Source organism: Klebsiella sp. 2680 (genome assembly GCF_900198535.1).
In the GTDB taxonomy this organism is placed as follows: Bacteria; Pseudomonadota; Gammaproteobacteria; order Enterobacterales; family Enterobacteriaceae; genus Klebsiella; species Klebsiella indica.
This window is the reverse complement of the sequence record NZ_FZNJ01000005.1, coordinates 270,693-285,676: the sequence shown is the minus strand read 5'-3', so window position 1 is coordinate 285,676 and position 14,984 is coordinate 270,693. Positions and strand designations below refer to the sequence as shown.

Here is a 14,984-nt window from a genome sequence, read left to right as displayed (position 1 = left end):
TTGTTATAACACAGATGGAAACATTGTTTGGCCGTAAGCCCTCCATTCCCGAATTAAAGCGTTGTGAACCCGAAGCTGGTGGTTATACGCCAGTAAGCGATCTCTCCGCCTGCCGGAAGAAGGACGTTTCATGTCATTGCCACTTTTATCGCGTTCCCCAATTTTTGCATGACTTCCCGATGTTTCTCATCTGGTGCTAACGCGCAGTTGATGCGCACGCAGTTGCGGTATTTTCCTGATGCGGAAAAGAGCGAGCCCGGTGCGACCTGGATTTTCAGGCGACATAACTGTCTGGCGACGCAGACCATATCAACCTGCTCCGGCAATTCCACCCACAGCATAAAGCCGCCTTTGGGGCGCGTTACGCAGATCCCGCTGGGAAAGTATTCTTGCGCCCAGCAGGTAAATATCTCCATATTACGCTGATAGATCTGACGCATCCGTCGGACATGGCGGTGATAATGCCCCTCACGAATAAAGGCCGCCGCCGCCAGCTGCGTGGCGGGGACATTGGTGCCGATAACAGCGTATTTCATGTGCAGCAGTTTGTCATGATAGCGACCGGGGACGGCCCAACCGACACGCAGACCCGGCGCGACAGATTTGGTTAATGAACTGCACAGAATGACCCGGCCGTCGATGTCCCAGGAGTGAATAGTGCGTGGACGCGGGTATTCCGTCGCCAGTTCGCCATACACATCGTCCTCAAAAATCACAATATCGTGGCGTTGAGCAAGGGACAGTACCGCTCTTTTACGGGCGTCCGGCATGATAAATCCCAGCGGATTATTGCAATTGGGGACCAGAATGACGCCTTTGATGGGCCACTGCTCCAGCGCCAGTTCCAGCGCCTCAATACTGATACCAGTGTCAGAATCGGTGGGGATTTCAATGACTTTTATTCCCAGACCGCGCAACAGCTGCATGGTGCCGTAGTAGGCGGGGGATTCAATAGCGACAATGTCTCCCGGCTGACAAACCGTCAACAGCGCCAGTGACATTGCGCTCTGGCTACCGCTGGTGATCACAATATCATCGGCGTCGATGACTGAACCGCTATCCAGCATCAGGCGGGCAATTTGTTGACGCAGTTCCCGGCTGCCGGGGAGTTGGTCGTAGCCCAGCACCGACTTCAGATTATGCTGCGCCACCCGGCTAAGCTCGCGCCAGAGCGGTTTCAGGCTGGGTTGACTGACATCCGGAATACCGCTACTGAACGGGACAATCGAGCTATCGTGATGGCCCTCAAGCATATCCAGCACCTGATCCCATTGCGTAATTTCTACCGGGCGCTGTACCGGACGTGACATGGGAGGGACTGGCGGCTGCGCTTTCCGCGGCGCGACGAAGTAGCCCGAACGCGGCTGCGGCGTAATGAGCTGCCGCGTTTCCAGGGTCTGATACGCCTGCTGTACGGTACTGATGCTGACTCCGTGTTGCTGGCTCAGACTCCGCACCGACGGCAGTTTTTCCCCGTGGCGATACAGCCCTTGCTCAATACGCTCGGCCAGCAGATTAGCCAGATGTTGGTAACGCGTCACGCTGTATCCCTCATAGATGTCATACAGATAGAAAAACCAGTACAGATGGCGGGAATTAATCCGGTTCAGGTACCGTTTTAACCAATCTGTATGTTAAATAAAAGTATTTTGTGAATCTGTATTATACGGCCTGCAAGCCCTCAGAATGAAGCCTCTGCTAATCATATGGGGAGGTGGCGTGTGGAATTTCATGAGAACAAAGCAAAACAGCCGTTTATCGGTTTTGTGCTGATCTGGCGTGCCTACAAAGCGCGGCGACGGCAGGCACAAACCCGGCGCATCCTGCAATGCATGAGCGATGAGAGATTGAAAGATATTGGCTTACGGCGGGATCAGGTCGAGTAGCCATGAGGTCGTTTATAAAGGCTGAACAGGTTGATGTCCGGCCTTTTTATATTCATAAAATTTATCAATTAATGCTTCCTGATAGTTTGTTTCTTGATACTTATCCTGGTAACTATTATTTTCTCTTCAGCTAAGAGGGAAAATACATGACCGAAGATGATCTGTTTGCCCGCCGCCCGATGGGGATGCGTATGGCGATGGTGGTGCGCCAGTGGCGAGCCATTATTGATGCCGCTATCACCGATACCGGCCTGACGCAGTCAAGCTGGACGGTGTTGATGCAACTGCATCAACTGGGTGATAACGTCTCGGTGAGTGAACTGGCGGAGGTACAGGGCATTGAGCTGCCGCCGCTGATGCGTACCCTTAAGCAACTGGAAAATCAAGGTTATCTGGTGCGTTCAACATCGCCATATGATAAGCGCATCCGCCTGCTGACGCTAACGGAAGCAGGGCGCTCCCGGCTGGTAGAACTGAACCGGGTGATTGAGATCTATCAACATCGGGTCACGCGTACGCTTCCTGAAGCGGAACTCGCCGCTTTCAGCGCCACATTAAATCAAATCGCCTGCAATCTGCGGTTAATCCGCGAAGAAGACAATCAACACTAAAAATTATGATGACCCCAGAACAAAAATTTGCCCGTTGGGTAAGGGTGAGTATTGCCGCTTTCCTTGCAATATTCACCTGGTTTATCGTTGCCGATATCTGGATCCCGCTGACGCCGGATTCCACCGTGATGCGCGTGGTGACGCCGATCTCCTCGCGCGTCTCCGGCTATGTCTCTCACGTCTACGTACGCAACAATAGCCAGGTGAAAAAGGGCGACCTGTTGTATGAACTGGACCCAACGCCGTTTATCAATAAAGTTGAAGCCGCACAGATTGCCTTTGAGCAGGCGAAGCTGAGCAACCAACAGCTGGATGCGCAGATCGCCTCTGCGCGCGCCAACCTGCGCACCGCGCAATATACCGCCCGCAACGATAAACTCACGCTTGACCGCTATCAGCGACTGAGCGCAATGCAGAATGTCTCGCAGTCTGATCTGGATAAGGTACGCACGGCCTGGCAGACCAGCGAGCAGTCGGTGGCGGCGCTGAATGCCAGTATCCAGAACCTGCTGATCCAGCGCGGTGAACGCGACGACAGTCGCAATGTGACGCTGCAAAAATACCGCAATGCGCTGGAGGAGGCGCAACTGAACCTGGAGTGGACAAAGGTGCGGGCGGAAACCGACGGGACGGTGAGCAATCTCCAGCTCAACCCTGGGCTTTACGCCACTGCTGCCACGCCTTTACTGGCGCTGGTCAGTCCTGAGATGGATATTGTTGCTGACTTTCGTGAAAAAAGCCTGCGCCATACCCGTATTGGCACGGATGCGGCAGTGGTGTTTGACGCCATGCCGGGCAAAGTGTTTCCTGCGCATGTGACCAGTAGCGATGCCGGGATTCTGGCCGGGCAGGAAGCGGTTAACGGCCAGTTGTCGCAGCCGGAGCAGTCGACGCGCTGGGTACGCGATGCCCAACGGATGCGTATTCATGTGGCATTGAACGAGCCGCTGGAGACCCCCCTGCCGACCGGGGCGCGCGCTACGGTGCAGTTGTATAACAGCGAAGGGCCGTTTGCCCGCACCTTTGCCGGGGTGCAAATTCACCTCGTTAGCTGGTTGCATTATGTTTATTAACTTGCTGGCGTCGATCAACACCCTGGCCCGTGTATTCAACTCGCATGATAATGTGGCCTACACCGCCAATGATTTTCGCCAGACCGTGCGTATTTCCGTTGCCGGGACGATAGCGCTGAGCATTTCGACCTTCTACAACGTGCAGTACGGCGTGTTCTTTGTGGTTTATCCGCTGATGCTGCTGTCGCTGGTGCCGGTGTTTAATCGCCATGTGGCGAGACAGTTTGTATTCAGCGCGGCGGTGAACTGTGTCGAAATGGTGTTGATTGTCGGCTATCTCTCGCAGTGGCCGGTCATTATGACGCTGGTGGTGTTTGGTCTGTACGTGATGCGCTTTCGTTTTATGAGCAAGGGGCCGCTGTTTTTACTCGGAGCGATGGGGGTGGTGTGCCAGAGCACGATGCTCAACTTTATGAGTTACCCCACCACCAACTGGCATACGCTGATGTTCTCCAATATGGAGGCCTGCGTGATGGCGGTAGCCCTGAGCGCGCTGCTGCACTATCTGATCCCCGATGTCGAACCGCGTCAGCCGCCGCCGCGTATTGAGAAAGATGATGCCCGGATTCGCCATGAGTCGCTGCTTTCCGGCACCGTGGCGACGATGATCTTTGTGATCTTTCAGATCTGCGATTTGAGCGATTCGTTGTCGGCGCTGATGGCGGGTATTTTGATTCTGTTTCCGATGCATTATCGCGGGGCGGTGTTAAGTTCTCTCTGGCGCGTGGTCGGCGTGGTCTTGGCCTGTATCTATATTCTGCTGGTGCAGCTGCTCATTTATGACTTCAGCAACCATATGCTGCTGATGATGCCGCTGATCGGTCTCGGGCTGGCCTTTAGCGCTCGTCTGCATGTGATGGAAAAGGTCGGCGCGGGCGTCGGTTTTGCCAGTATCACCACCATCGGGATTATGTTCGGCCAGAACCTGCACCCGGACAGCGATCTGGTTTTCAGCGATCTGTACCGCATCACTTCAGTCACCGTCGCGCTGGTAGCGACGCTGACGATGGTGTTTCTGGTGCACCGCATCCTCAACTGCTTTGCCGCGACGCGGTTTGTGATTACTGAGTGAGTGGGGGGAGTGAGTGCCGGATGGCGGCTTCGCCTTATCCGGCCTGTGTCGTTGATTTGTAGGTCCGGTAAGCGCCACCGGACAATCCAGAATAAGGGTTACTTCTTCAACCCCGAAAATGCGGCTCTGATCTCATCTTCCGGCAACTGAATGCCGATAAACACCAGCGTGCTGTGCGGCTGTTCGTCGCCCCACGGGCGGTCCCAGTCGGCGCTGTAAAGGCGCTGGACGCCCTGGAACAGCAGGCGGTTCGGTTCGCCGTCAATCCACAGCATGCCTTTGTAGCGCAGAAGTTTCTCCGCCGATTCCAGCAGCAGGTTTTCCATCACTCGCGACACGTCGCTGATATCCACCGGATAATCCAGTTCCACCACAACCGATGAAACATCGTTTTGCTTATCGGCGATAAAGTGAAAACGCGGTTTGCTGCTAACCACGTTCTCTTCCAGCATAAAGCCGCTGGTGTCGAACAACAGGGAGAGGTCGATATCGCCGTGCGTGACGGTGTAAATCGGGGCACGGGCGTTGATACGCGCTAAACGCTCACACAGTTTTTCGCTTTCGCCTGCCACGTCGGTTTTGGTTAGCAGAATGCGATCGGCATAGCCGATCTGCGACTGGGCGATGGTGAACTGATTCATCTGCTGGTCGGCATGTACCGCATCAACTAAGGCAATGACGCCGTCCAGCAGGTAACGTTCGCACAGCACTTCATGGGAGAAAAAGGTCTGAATAATCGGGCCGGGGTCGGCCATGCCGGTGCACTCAATTACCAGCCGGTCAAAATGGATGTTGCCCTGGTCGAGGTTGTCGAGCAGGTCTAACAAGGCATCTTCCAGTTCATTGGAGCGGGTACAGCAGATGCAGCCGTTGGTCAGGGTTTTGATCTGGGTGGCGCGATCGCCGATGAGCTGATCGTCAACAGCAACCTCGCCAAATTCGTTTTCGATAACGGCGATTTTAAAACCGTGCTGTTCGTTGAGAATATGGCGTAGCAGGGTGGTTTTCCCCGCGCCAAGAAACCCGGTCAGCAGGGTCACTGCAATCGGTGTCATGTTTGCCTCCATTAACAGCAGCGCATACCGCCTTTGCCATCGCCACCGTAGCGGGCTAGCTGGCGTTCGCGAAAGAATTCATCGTAGGTCATATACGGCTTGTCCGGATGGTTGGTCTGCATATGCTCGACGTAGTTGTCATAATCCGGAATGCCAATCAGCATTTTCGCCGCCTGGCCGAGATATTTTTTTGCCTGACCTAAGTTACCAAACATTTTGCCGTCCCGTTAATGAATAAAGCCGGATGGCGGCTTTCGCCTTACCCGGCCTACGTTAACTGCATTTTGTAGGCCGGATAAGCGTAGCGCCATCCGGCATCAGGTTTAGTTAGTGATGTGAAGAGGTCTCCACACCGCCTTCCGGTACCGGCACGTACGGGGTCTCTTTATCGGTGCGCACTTTATTGTTGCGCACGTTGAGCCAGGTTTTGATGCCGTAGAAGATGATGCTGTAGACCACCACCAGGAACAGAATGCTCAGACCGGCGTTGGTGTAATTGTTCACCACGATATGGTTCATGTTGGCAATCTGCTGTGCGGTCAGTTCACCGCCGGAAGCAATCTTCTCTTTGTACTGCTGAGCCATGAAGAAGAAACCTTCCATCTGCGGGTTGGTGCTGAACAGTTTCAGACCCAGTGCCCAGGTGGTGCACAGCAGCAGCCATACGGCGGGGATGACGGTAACCCAGATGTATTTGGTGCGCTGCATTTTGACCAGTACCACGGTGCCAAGCACCAGCGCCACGGCGGCCAGCATCTGGTTAGAGATACCGAACAGCGGCCACAGGCTCTTCACGCCGCCCAGCGGGTCGACCACGCCCTGATACAGGAGATATCCCCACAGACCGACGCAACCCGCAGTACCGATGACGCCAGCAACCAGAGAATCGGTTTTCTTGAGGAACGGCACGAAGTTGCCCAGCAGATCCTGGAGCATAAAGCGGCCTGCGCGGGTACCGGCATCCAGTGCGGTGAGGATAAACAGCGCTTCAAACAGAATACCGAAGTGGTACCAGAAGCCCATATCCGCCATCGGAACAATTTTGTGGAACACATGAGCAATACCGACAGCCAGGGTTGGCGCGCCGCCTGCGCGGTTCAGTACCGACGGTTCGCCGATATCTTTCGCGGTTTGCAGGATCTGTTCAGGCGAAATCACAAAGCCCCAGGAACTGACGGTTGCTGCGGCGTGCGCGGTCACATCCTTCAGTTGCGCGGCAATCATCGCGGCGTTCTCACCGCCCATTTCATGCAGGTTTGGCATGGTGATGCCAAGGCCAGCAGGTGGGGTATTCATCGCGAAGTAGAGGCCCGGCTCGATAATTGATGCCGCCACCAGCGCCATCACCGCTACAAAGGACTCCATCAGCATCGCGCCGTAGCCGATAAAGCGGGCGTCGGTTTCGTTAGCCAGCAGCTTCGGCGTCGTACCGGAAGAGATAAGGGCGTGGAAGCCGGAGACCGCGCCGCAGGCGATAGTGATAAACAGGAACGGGAACAGCGCGCCTTTCCACAGCGGGCCGGTGCCATCGATATACTGGGTCACGGCCGGCATTTTCAGATCCGGATTGAGAATCACGATACCCAGCGCCAGGCCGACGATAACGCCGATTTTCAGGAAGGTCGCCAGGTAGTCGCGCGGCGCCAGAATCAGCCATACCGGCAGCAGTGCGGAAATAAAGGCGTAGCCAATCAGGGTAAAGGTGATGGTGGTGTCTTTAAAGGTCAGCGCCGGGCCCCAGTACGGGTCGTGCGCAATGATGCCGCCGAACCAGATGGATGCAACCAGCAGAACGATACCGATAACCGACACTTCACCCACCCGGCCCGGGCGCAGGAAGCGCATGTAGATACCCATAAACAGGGCGATCGGTACGGTCGAGCAGACCGTGAACACGCCCCACGGGCTTTCCGCCAGCGCTTTTACGACAATCAATGCCAGCACGGCGAGGATGATGATCATAATCAGGAAGCAGCCGAACAGGGCAATGGAACCCGGTACCGGCCCCATCTCTTGCTTGATCATTTCCCCCAGCGAAGCGCCGTTACGACGCGAGGAGATAAACAGCACCATAAAGTCCTGTACCGCCCCCGCCAGCACGACGCCCGCCAGCAGCCACAGAGTGCCCGGCAGGTAGCCCATCTGCGCGGCGAGAACCGGGCCTACCAGCGGACCGGCACCGGCAATAGCGGCAAAGTGGTGGCCGAAGAGCACGTAGCGGTTAGTCGGTACGTAGTTCAGGCCATCGTTGTTAATGACCGCCGGCGTGGCGCGCGTGGGGTCGAGCTTCATCACCTTTTGCGCGATGTACAGGCTGTAGTAACGATAGGCGACAAGGTAGACGGAAACCGATGCCACTACGATCCACAGGGCACTAACGTGCTCGCCGCGGCGCAGGGCGATGACTGAGAGGCAAAATGCCCCGATGATTCCAAGAATCACCCAGGGTATGTGCTTGAATAACTTTTTAGTATCCATAGTAAAACCTGGCTTAATTAGATGAGTAATAGGCCGAAGCCGTCTGGTTCTGGGTTTAAGTTAGGGGTTGAGGAGATATTGACTCGCTATGCTGGAGACGATCTTGCCAGAACTTCATATGCGTAAAGTTGGGTAAATCTGCGAGTGGTTATATGCGGGGTTAAGCGGTCACTTGCCGGAGTAAGCGGTTGGGTATAAGGCCGACGGGTGGTAGATATGTGATTGAGGTCACTATTTTTTCTGTCTGGCGATAAGCGTTTCTTTGCCGGTTCAGGATGGAGTTATTTATCAGCAGAAAAATCAATATTGTTATTTCACTAATAGGTATTTTAATATCATGCTGACTTTGAAGTTTTGGGTATGGATAGCGTTTATCAAAGGGAAATCAGGTAATGAAATTTGTAAAGTTAATGATCATCATCAGTGCTTTATATGCAACATTCAGTTATGCAGCCAGCCCTCGTCAGGCCGCTGATGAGCCGCCTGCACCTTATAATCTGCGATGGGAGATGAGCTATGATGAGGCCAGGAACACGCCTTTATATTCTCTGGAAGTCTCAGATGTCAATTACGCGGGGAAAGATCCAAACCTGATTATTTCAACTCTGTCCCCCCAGGAAGTGAGTGAATTGAAATATCAGAAAATGAATCTTTATTTCGATAAAAGCAAAGGACTGAAGAGTATTTATTTGAACGCTGTTGTTGACTCCAGCGAACAGGCCTACAAGGTTGATAATGGCAAAGAGGCGCTGGCTCTTTACAATAAGGAAGTGAAAATCCTTGATCGAGATTATGGCCGGGCGATAACTAAAGAAGAGTTTATTGCTGATAAAAACAAGTTCTATCAAAGTCTTTCAGACTGTATGGCCAGACAACAAGAATGGTATAATAAAGGGTTAGATACCAATAGAATTACTGACTGCGCGAAATGGCAGCGCAGCTATAAAAAAGGTCGAGTAACCGTTTTGCTGTACATTGAACCGAGACAAGTTTCAAAACAATATATTTATAAATAGAATGAGGAGCTTCTCGTTGAAAATATATAAAATCTTTCTGAGAGTTATTGCTATGGTCGTTATGGTAATCATGCTTTCTGATTGTCAGCAGTCTTATTATATGGCGAGAAATACGGGACGCAATGTAATGACCTTATCCGACCATCAGCGCGCGGTATCGGCGTTAAATGCTAACGATTTAAATGCTGCTCAAGGTTACCTGACGGGTGAAAAATACAATAATCGCTACAGACCCGTTGGTGGCGGTGAATCCTGGGGTAGTTTACAATATCGGGCGGCGAAAATCGTTGCCAGCGCGGCGGCGAACGGTCAAAAGGTACGTGATGACGCACTCTATCTCGCTTACATCTCTTTATTTGAAGCTGAAGAGGGCTTGCCCGAACGTCCCGACATTATGTTGGGCTACATGCATAAAGCTATGGCGCTACTGTTAGCAAATCCACAGTTACTCGATAAAATAGATTCTGAAAATGTCAGTACCTTACCCAGCCAATTTACCCTTGAGCGTTATGCTGTGTGGCAATATTTAAACGATGGCGGAGAGATTGACTGGACAAAAAAGGCGCCTGAAGGTGAAGCTTATACTATTGCCGGCGAGAGCTATCAAGTCTGGAATATCCGGCTCAAAAAAGCGATATGGAATCGAGGTGACGCCTTTTTACAACATATAGGTAAAAAGCAATTTATTCATGATGCTATCGATTATTCTCAATTTCCCGTCATTGCCTGCGTCGCCGAACGAAAAGGGTGGCATTTAACGCTGCCTGAGAACTATACCAAACAAAATTTCCGCGGTGGTGGGAGGTTTGACTGGGCATCATGTCGCGCAGTTGACTGACTACTTTCTTGCCGAATCACAACACATTCCCGGAGGCACCACCTCCGGGAATGTGTTTATCATCAGGCTACCCGCGTGGCGGCGAGTAAACCTACATCACCACTTCTATCTCCATCATTACCGAATGGAAACGGCGCTTGAAGTAAATCAGCCCGTGGCCCTGCTGGCTGAGGGTAATATTCTTGATTTCGACCAGATAGACCAGGTGACTGCCGATAGCCTGCACCTGATTAATCTCACCCTCAAGGCTTGCCAGTGAGCACCACTCCCATTATAACCGCCAGTTCCTGTTGGTTGATGTCTATCGCTCAAAAACTCAAGCAGGAAGGTCGACAAGAAGGTCGGCAAGAGGGGAGGCAGGAAGGCCGCCAGGAAGGGAGCAGGCGGGAAGCGCTGCGTATTGCCGATAGTATGCTGAAGAACGGTTTAGATACCGAGACGATACAGCGGATTACCGGACTGTCGGCGGATGAGTTAAAGCCGCTGCATGGCTGATTTCCGGCCTTAGTCACCACGACCCGGCACAGAAAGTCGCCGGGCGGGTTTATTTTATCCTTCGCGTTTTACCACTTTGATCTCAACCATACCGATACCGAGCTGGCGTGGGGAATGACCGAGAATATTGCCCTCGTTGGTTGACTGCGGATCTGGCGGCGTAATGGTCAAGGTATTGCTGCGTGACGGATTATCAAAATGCAGGGTGGTGGTGGTGACGGTGTTAGCCAGCGTGAGCGTTTGCTCGCTGTCGCCAACGCGTACGGGAATTGGCTTATTGGCATTCGGACCATAGGCTTTGGCGGTAATCACCAGATCGAATTTCTCCGGCAGCGGCGCTTTATATTCTATCTTCACGTCACCGCCAAGCTGCGCGTTGGACCAGCGCCCCCATGATTCCGGGCGGGAAATGCCGCTGAATTGTTTCACTTCCTCCGGCGCGCCGGCAACGTTAAAAATGAAACTGTCGGCTTTATAACGAATATCGTTATCGACAATCTTCAGGGTATTAACATTGCTCTTATAGCGCCCCATGTCGATAAGGGTATCGTTGAACGCCGTCTTGCCCTGCCATTGCGCTTTGTCGACACGCTGGACGTGCTGTTCGCCGCCCAACTGTCCCTGCGATACGCACCAGTCCGTAGAGAGCGCCAGCGCCGGCGACCATAGCTGGCCCATCTTGTAGCAGCGATCGATCCAGACGAAATTGTCGCGCGGGGCAAAATCAGCCAACTGAAAGCGCAATGGCGCAGAGTATTCGCTTTCCGGCAGCGGTTCAACGCGCTTACTGGAGATACGCAGCAGTAACGGCAGGCGGAAATGGCTGCCGGAAAATGAAACCATGTTCTTCTGCGCATCGATGGTGAAATTCTTCATCTCTTTAGGGAAGTTCCACAGCCGGATGATATCTGGTTTCCATGCCAGCACTTTTTCTTTCATGTTCAGGAAAATAGCGGAAAGCGACTCGCCGGAAAGGCTGCTGCGGCCAAGGCCAATAAAGTTATCGCCGCCGAGGATATCAAGCACCGTTGCGCCGTTGTCCATCGTATTACGCTTGACCGTCAGGATATCCTGCTGCGGTTGATCGCCGCGCAGGACGAAAAAAAGATCCCGGCGATCCTGTTTATTCAGATAATCCCAGGCGGTGTTTTTCATCGCCAGGTGATCGGAAGATACGACGATGACCGTGTTTTTGAACCAGGGCGAGGCTTTTATCTTGTTAATCAGCGCGGCAATATGCTCCTGACTACAGGAAACGGCGCTGAAGGAAAGGTTCTTTTTACCATCGATTTCGTAGCTTTTTCGCTGGCAAGTGCGGGAGATAAAACCATCCGGATGATGGGTATCGACCGTCAGCGCGAACAGCGAGAAGCGTTTTCCCGATTGTGAAAGGGCGACGAATTTTTTCCAGGTCTCATCAAGAACGGTGTCATCATAGAATCCCCAGTCGTTACGATAGGTGGGATCGGCGACCGTTGCTTTGAGCTCTTCCGCACCGTACAGATGATCGAAGCCGTGAGATTTGAGGAAGACATCTTTGCCGGCGAAACGCAGGTTAGCCCCCTGGACGAAGTAGTTTTCGTAGCCGGAGTTTTTCAGGATATCGCCCAGACAGATATTTTGCGGGAAAAAGCTGGAGACCGAGGCCGATGCATTGCCTTCAAACGGCGCAAACAGCGGGATCCCGCACTGGGAGGCGACCATCCCGGCAATGGTGTAGTCGGTACCCGGTAGCTGGGCGGTATTGCTGAAATCCAGACCCTCGTTTTTCAGTTTTCCGAGTTCGGGAGTCAGCTTCGGGAACGCGTCGTCGTCAAAATAAGTCCGTTCAAGGCTTTCCCCATAGATATACACCAGGTTCAGCTTCGGATGCGCAATGCTCTTTGACGGTTCTTTATAGTAAGCCACAAAATCGGGATCGCCATCGCGTGACTGGGATTTGACCAGTTCGCTAATCTGGCGAAAGGCGGGGCTGGCATCGACTGAAGCCATCGCCAGAACCAGTGCGGCAAGGCTGTAGCCAAAATGGTGAGGATGATGCTGACGACGGCGCAGCACCCAGCCGAGCGCAGCAAACACCGCAACCAGCGCGATCACCAGCCCAATACCTGGCAAAATATATTTGCTCACGCCTGCGCCCGTCAGGCTGTTGGTCAATGTATAGAGTACTGCATCGTTGATACCGTCGCCGGTGAAGTAATCGCTGGCGTAAAGGGTAATATTCAGAATAACGAACAGGCCCAGTACGGTGAGCGTGACGGCGAACCACCAGGTATTACGACCTGCTTTTAATGCGTAAATCATCACCGAGGCAAGAAACAGGGCGATAGATAACAACTCAGACACAGCTCATCCTCATTCATGCCAGCTGTCGGCTGGCCGGGCAGATCACTTTCCACACTACACTGTAATTGCCGCTTCATATTGCTGCAATTATAGGGTCATGAAATTGTGCTTTGGTTCAGAATTGGTTTAGAAAACGCCGTTTTTGATCTGCTTCACATCGTGCCCGGAGGGGGCTCAAACTGACATCTGTGCAACAAATTGCCATGACGGCCGCGCTGGCGGAGCTAAGTCGCCAAACGCGGCATGATAAGGAAGGGATCAGGAGAGGAAGTTAACGCCCTGTTTTAAGACCAGATCGCAGGCTTTAGTTTTCACTTTTTCCGCCAGTGGGCTGCTGCCAAGGCTATTCAGATTCAACTGCTGGCCGTCTTTGCTACTTAATAGCCCCTGAAGGCCTTCAAGGTAGTTGGTGTCCTCTTTTTGCTTCTCCTCAGTGTTGAGGCCCAGTTTATCCAGAACCTGATTTTTGATGTTTTCGCCATTAGTTACCGATGCCAGCTTCTGTTTCGCACAATAGGACATAATCCCGGCGGCATTATTCATGCTGCTGGAAGTCAACGACTGGCTTCCGCCGTTTAGTAAGCCGGTGAGCGAGGAGAGGGATATACCGCTGCTTTGCTGGCTATCGCTCTGGGCGCTGAGCTGGTTAGCGGCGCTGGAAAGAGAATCCTGCCAGGAGCTGGCGTGGGCGCCGAAAGTCAGTAAAGCGGCTGACACCATCGCCGTGCGGAACAACATTTTTGTAGATTTCATAGACATACTCTTCGCCGTGATTTAACGATCGTGTAATTATAGCGCTGGCAGGGTTCAGAAATATCTTAATACTCTTTCCCGGTCACACGGTCGCGATAACTGTCCCAGTTAAAATTGACCCACAGGCTGTTGCCGAGTCGCATGCGATCCATAACGCGCTCGCCAAGCAGTTTATTCATTTCGTCCATATTGCTGTTAGTCAGCATGCCGGTAGGGCGTTTTGATGAAGAGCGGCGGTCGACAATCTGGTTGATGATGACCTTCTCGTAGCGCGATTCCGTTTGCATGCCGATTTCGTCAATCACCAGCAGATCGACCTTACTCAGGTCAGTAAGGAGCTGCTCTTCGCTGGTTTCCCGGTTGCTAAATGTTTCTTTCATCGCCGACATAATATCGGCGACGGTAATAATTAATACTGACTTACCGCGTAGCAGCAGTTCATTGCAGATCGCGGCGGCGAGATGATTTTTTCCGGTGCCCGGTTTGCCGGAGAAGATAAAGCTGGCGATGTTGCCGTCGAACTCCTCGACGTACTGTCGCGCCCTGGATAGCGCGATCATCTGGCCTTCGCACTCTACCCGGTAATTATCCAGCGAACAGTTCTGATGCAGCGGGCGAATGCCGGAGCGGTTAAACGTGCGCTGCATTTTCATGGCGCGGTTTTCACGCGCCAGCGCTTCCGAACGCAGTTTGCCCTGCTCTTTTTGCCAGGCCAGCAGTTCTTCACCTGTTTTAAACGCGGGTTCGATATGGGCTGGCATCATTTTTTGCAGGCGCTTCATTAAATCGCCGACATTTTTCATGCTCATCCTCGGAATCCTCGTGGAATATGGTTATCAGGTTCGCTGATCGCGTTGACATCGCGTCGCGGCTGACCCCCGTTGCTGGCCCGGCCAATCTGCACGCTGCGCGCCAGCTTCTGTTGCCACTGGACATGATGAAAGACCTTGCCTTCCGCCTGCCAGTAAGCGATGAACGCGGCCAGTTCTTCCGGCGTGACGGGCTGGCTCAGGGCAATGCCCCAAAGCGCGGCCAGACGCTGGAAATCCGCATCCGGCTGCCAGTCGGCATACATTGGAAATTTACCCATCGGCACGACGCAAGGTTCCGCCTGAGGAGGCTCGGCAAAAAACTGCGCGTCCAGCGCAATATCGCTACCAGGGCGTGATAGTCTGGCCTCCAGTTCCAGCAACGTTGCCAGACGTTCCGGCGTGAGCGCATAGAATGCGGGGGCATTGTTGGCGAAGACGGCGACGACGCCGCTGGCCGATTTTGCCAGTACCGTTGCGTGATCCTGCATGAAGTCATCCAGACCGCTAAAATCGGTAGTTAATATTCGTGAAGACATAAATCAATCTCAA

Annotated in this window: 14 protein-coding genes and 2 pseudogenes; 7 read left to right on the top strand and 9 right to left on the bottom strand. The window is 53.1% G+C overall.

The window, feature by feature from the left end; genetic code table 11:
- Nucleotides 1–128: 128 nt before the first annotated feature.
- Nucleotides 129–1,541 (bottom strand): PLP-dependent aminotransferase family protein, encoded by a 1,413-nt coding sequence (locus tag FN037_RS20380; RefSeq protein WP_142503059.1) that lies wholly within the window; start codon nucleotides 1,539–1,541, stop codon nucleotides 129–131.
- A 180-nt stretch (nucleotides 1,542–1,721) separates the two neighbouring features.
- Between FN037_RS20380 and FN037_RS20375 the strand changes: the two genes are divergently transcribed.
- From FN037_RS20375 to FN037_RS20360, 4 genes are all read left to right on the top strand, one after another.
- Nucleotides 1,722–1,886, top strand: coding sequence for a DUF1127 domain-containing protein (locus tag FN037_RS20375; protein ID WP_138361813.1), 165 nt, complete (start codon nucleotides 1,722–1,724; stop codon nucleotides 1,884–1,886).
- Between the two features lie 146 nt (nucleotides 1,887–2,032).
- Entirely contained in the window at nucleotides 2,033–2,497 is a 465-nt protein-coding gene (locus FN037_RS20370) for a MarR family winged helix-turn-helix transcriptional regulator (protein WP_142503058.1), read from the top strand.
- Nucleotides 2,498–2,502: 5 nt separating this feature from the next.
- Nucleotides 2,503–3,570 (top strand): HlyD family secretion protein, encoded by a 1,068-nt coding sequence (locus FN037_RS20365; protein ID WP_142503057.1) that lies wholly within the window; start codon nucleotides 2,503–2,505, stop codon nucleotides 3,568–3,570.
- A complete protein-coding gene (locus FN037_RS20360) occupies nucleotides 3,560–4,642 on the top strand; it encodes a DUF2955 domain-containing protein (RefSeq protein ID WP_142503056.1) in 1,083 nt (360 codons plus the stop codon). The genes FN037_RS20365 and FN037_RS20360 overlap by 11 nt, the downstream gene beginning before the upstream one ends.
- A 98-nt stretch (nucleotides 4,643–4,740) precedes the next feature.
- Here FN037_RS20360 and yjiA read toward each other — a convergent pair whose 3' ends face one another.
- The 3 genes from yjiA to btsT all read right to left on the bottom strand — a co-directional run bounded on the left by yjiA (nucleotide 4,741) and on the right by btsT (nucleotide 8,175).
- Nucleotides 4,741–5,697, bottom strand: coding sequence for a GTPase (yjiA, locus tag FN037_RS20355; protein WP_142503055.1), 957 nt, complete (start codon nucleotides 5,695–5,697; stop codon nucleotides 4,741–4,743).
- An 11-nt stretch (nucleotides 5,698–5,708) separates the two neighbouring features.
- Nucleotides 5,709–5,912, bottom strand: coding sequence for a YbdD/YjiX family protein (locus FN037_RS20350; RefSeq protein WP_138361818.1), 204 nt, complete (start codon nucleotides 5,910–5,912; stop codon nucleotides 5,709–5,711).
- Between the two features lie 112 nt (nucleotides 5,913–6,024).
- Nucleotides 6,025–8,175 carry a pyruvate/proton symporter BtsT gene (gene btsT, locus FN037_RS20345; RefSeq protein WP_142503054.1) on the bottom strand — a complete coding sequence of 717 codons (2,151 nt, stop codon included), beginning with the start codon at nucleotides 8,173–8,175 and terminating at the stop codon, nucleotides 6,025–6,027.
- 392 nt (nucleotides 8,176–8,567) lie between these two features.
- Here btsT and FN037_RS20340 point away from each other — a divergent pair, with 392 nt between their 5' ends.
- Both FN037_RS20340 and FN037_RS20335 read left to right on the top strand, forming a co-directional pair.
- Entirely contained in the window at nucleotides 8,568–9,191 is a 624-nt protein-coding gene (locus tag FN037_RS20340) for a hypothetical protein (RefSeq protein WP_142503053.1), read from the top strand.
- 127 nt (nucleotides 9,192–9,318) lie between these two features.
- Complete coding sequence (locus FN037_RS20335; RefSeq protein WP_185929290.1) at nucleotides 9,319–10,029, top strand: transcriptional regulator; 711 nt, start codon at nucleotides 9,319–9,321, stop codon at nucleotides 10,027–10,029.
- 91 nt (nucleotides 10,030–10,120) lie between these two features.
- Here FN037_RS20335 and hpaC read toward each other — a convergent pair.
- Nucleotides 10,121–10,288, bottom strand: a pseudogene (gene hpaC, locus FN037_RS20330) (4-hydroxyphenylacetate 3-monooxygenase); the annotation flags it as partial.
- Between the two features lie 35 nt (nucleotides 10,289–10,323).
- On the opposite strand from hpaC, the pseudogene FN037_RS20325 reads away from it, so the two are divergent.
- Nucleotides 10,324–10,524 (top strand): annotated as a pseudogene (locus FN037_RS20325) (ISNCY family transposase); the annotation flags it as partial.
- Between the two features lie 54 nt (nucleotides 10,525–10,578).
- Here FN037_RS20325 and opgB read toward each other — a convergent pair.
- The 4 genes from opgB to dnaT all read right to left on the bottom strand — a co-directional run bounded on the left by opgB (nucleotide 10,579) and on the right by dnaT (nucleotide 14,971).
- Nucleotides 10,579–12,870, bottom strand: coding sequence for a phosphatidylglycerol--membrane-oligosaccharide glycerophosphotransferase (opgB, locus tag FN037_RS20320; RefSeq protein ID WP_142503051.1), 2,292 nt, complete (start codon nucleotides 12,868–12,870; stop codon nucleotides 10,579–10,581).
- Nucleotides 12,871–13,128: 258 nt separating this feature from the next.
- Nucleotides 13,129–13,623, bottom strand: a complete 495-nt coding sequence (locus FN037_RS20315) for a DUF2501 domain-containing protein (RefSeq protein WP_138361826.1) — start codon at nucleotides 13,621–13,623, stop codon at nucleotides 13,129–13,131.
- A 65-nt stretch (nucleotides 13,624–13,688) separates the two neighbouring features.
- Nucleotides 13,689–14,426 carry a DNA replication protein DnaC gene (gene dnaC / locus FN037_RS20310; protein WP_138362050.1) on the bottom strand — a complete coding sequence of 246 codons (738 nt, stop codon included), beginning with the start codon at nucleotides 14,424–14,426 and terminating at the stop codon, nucleotides 13,689–13,691.
- Between the two features lie 2 nt (nucleotides 14,427–14,428).
- Nucleotides 14,429–14,971 carry a primosomal protein DnaT gene (gene dnaT / locus FN037_RS20305; protein WP_138361827.1) on the bottom strand — a complete coding sequence of 181 codons (543 nt, stop codon included), beginning with the start codon at nucleotides 14,969–14,971 and terminating at the stop codon, nucleotides 14,429–14,431.
- Between the last annotated feature and the right edge of the window lie 13 nt (nucleotides 14,972–14,984).

What these genes read in the sequence shown, in the direction of transcription:
- FN037_RS20370 (WP_142503058.1), top strand. Translation starts at nt 2,033, where the DNA reads ATGACCGAAGATGATCTGTTTGCCCGCCGCCCGATGGGGATGCGTATG.
- FN037_RS20365 (WP_142503057.1), top strand. Translation starts at nt 2,503, where the DNA reads ATGATGACCCCAGAACAAAAATTTGCCCGTTGGGTAAGGGTGAGTATT.
- FN037_RS20360 (WP_142503056.1), top strand. Translation starts at nt 3,560, where the DNA reads ATGTTTATTAACTTGCTGGCGTCGATCAACACCCTGGCCCGTGTATTC.
- yjiA (WP_142503055.1), bottom strand. Translation starts at nt 5,697, where the DNA reads ATGACACCGATTGCAGTGACCCTGCTGACCGGGTTTCTTGGCGCGGGG.
- FN037_RS20350 (WP_138361818.1), bottom strand. Translation starts at nt 5,912, where the DNA reads ATGTTTGGTAACTTAGGTCAGGCAAAAAAATATCTCGGCCAGGCGGCG.
- btsT (WP_142503054.1), bottom strand. Translation starts at nt 8,175, where the DNA reads ATGGATACTAAAAAGTTATTCAAGCACATACCCTGGGTGATTCTTGGA.
- FN037_RS20340 (WP_142503053.1), top strand. Translation starts at nt 8,568, where the DNA reads ATGAAATTTGTAAAGTTAATGATCATCATCAGTGCTTTATATGCAACA.
- FN037_RS20335 (WP_185929290.1), top strand. Translation starts at nt 9,319, where the DNA reads ATGACCTTATCCGACCATCAGCGCGCGGTATCGGCGTTAAATGCTAAC.
- FN037_RS20315 (WP_138361826.1), bottom strand. Translation starts at nt 13,623, where the DNA reads ATGAAATCTACAAAAATGTTGTTCCGCACGGCGATGGTGTCAGCCGCT.
- dnaC (WP_138362050.1), bottom strand. Translation starts at nt 14,426, where the DNA reads ATGAAAAATGTCGGCGATTTAATGAAGCGCCTGCAAAAAATGATGCCA.
- dnaT (WP_138361827.1), bottom strand. Translation starts at nt 14,971, where the DNA reads ATGTCTTCACGAATATTAACTACCGATTTTAGCGGTCTGGATGACTTC.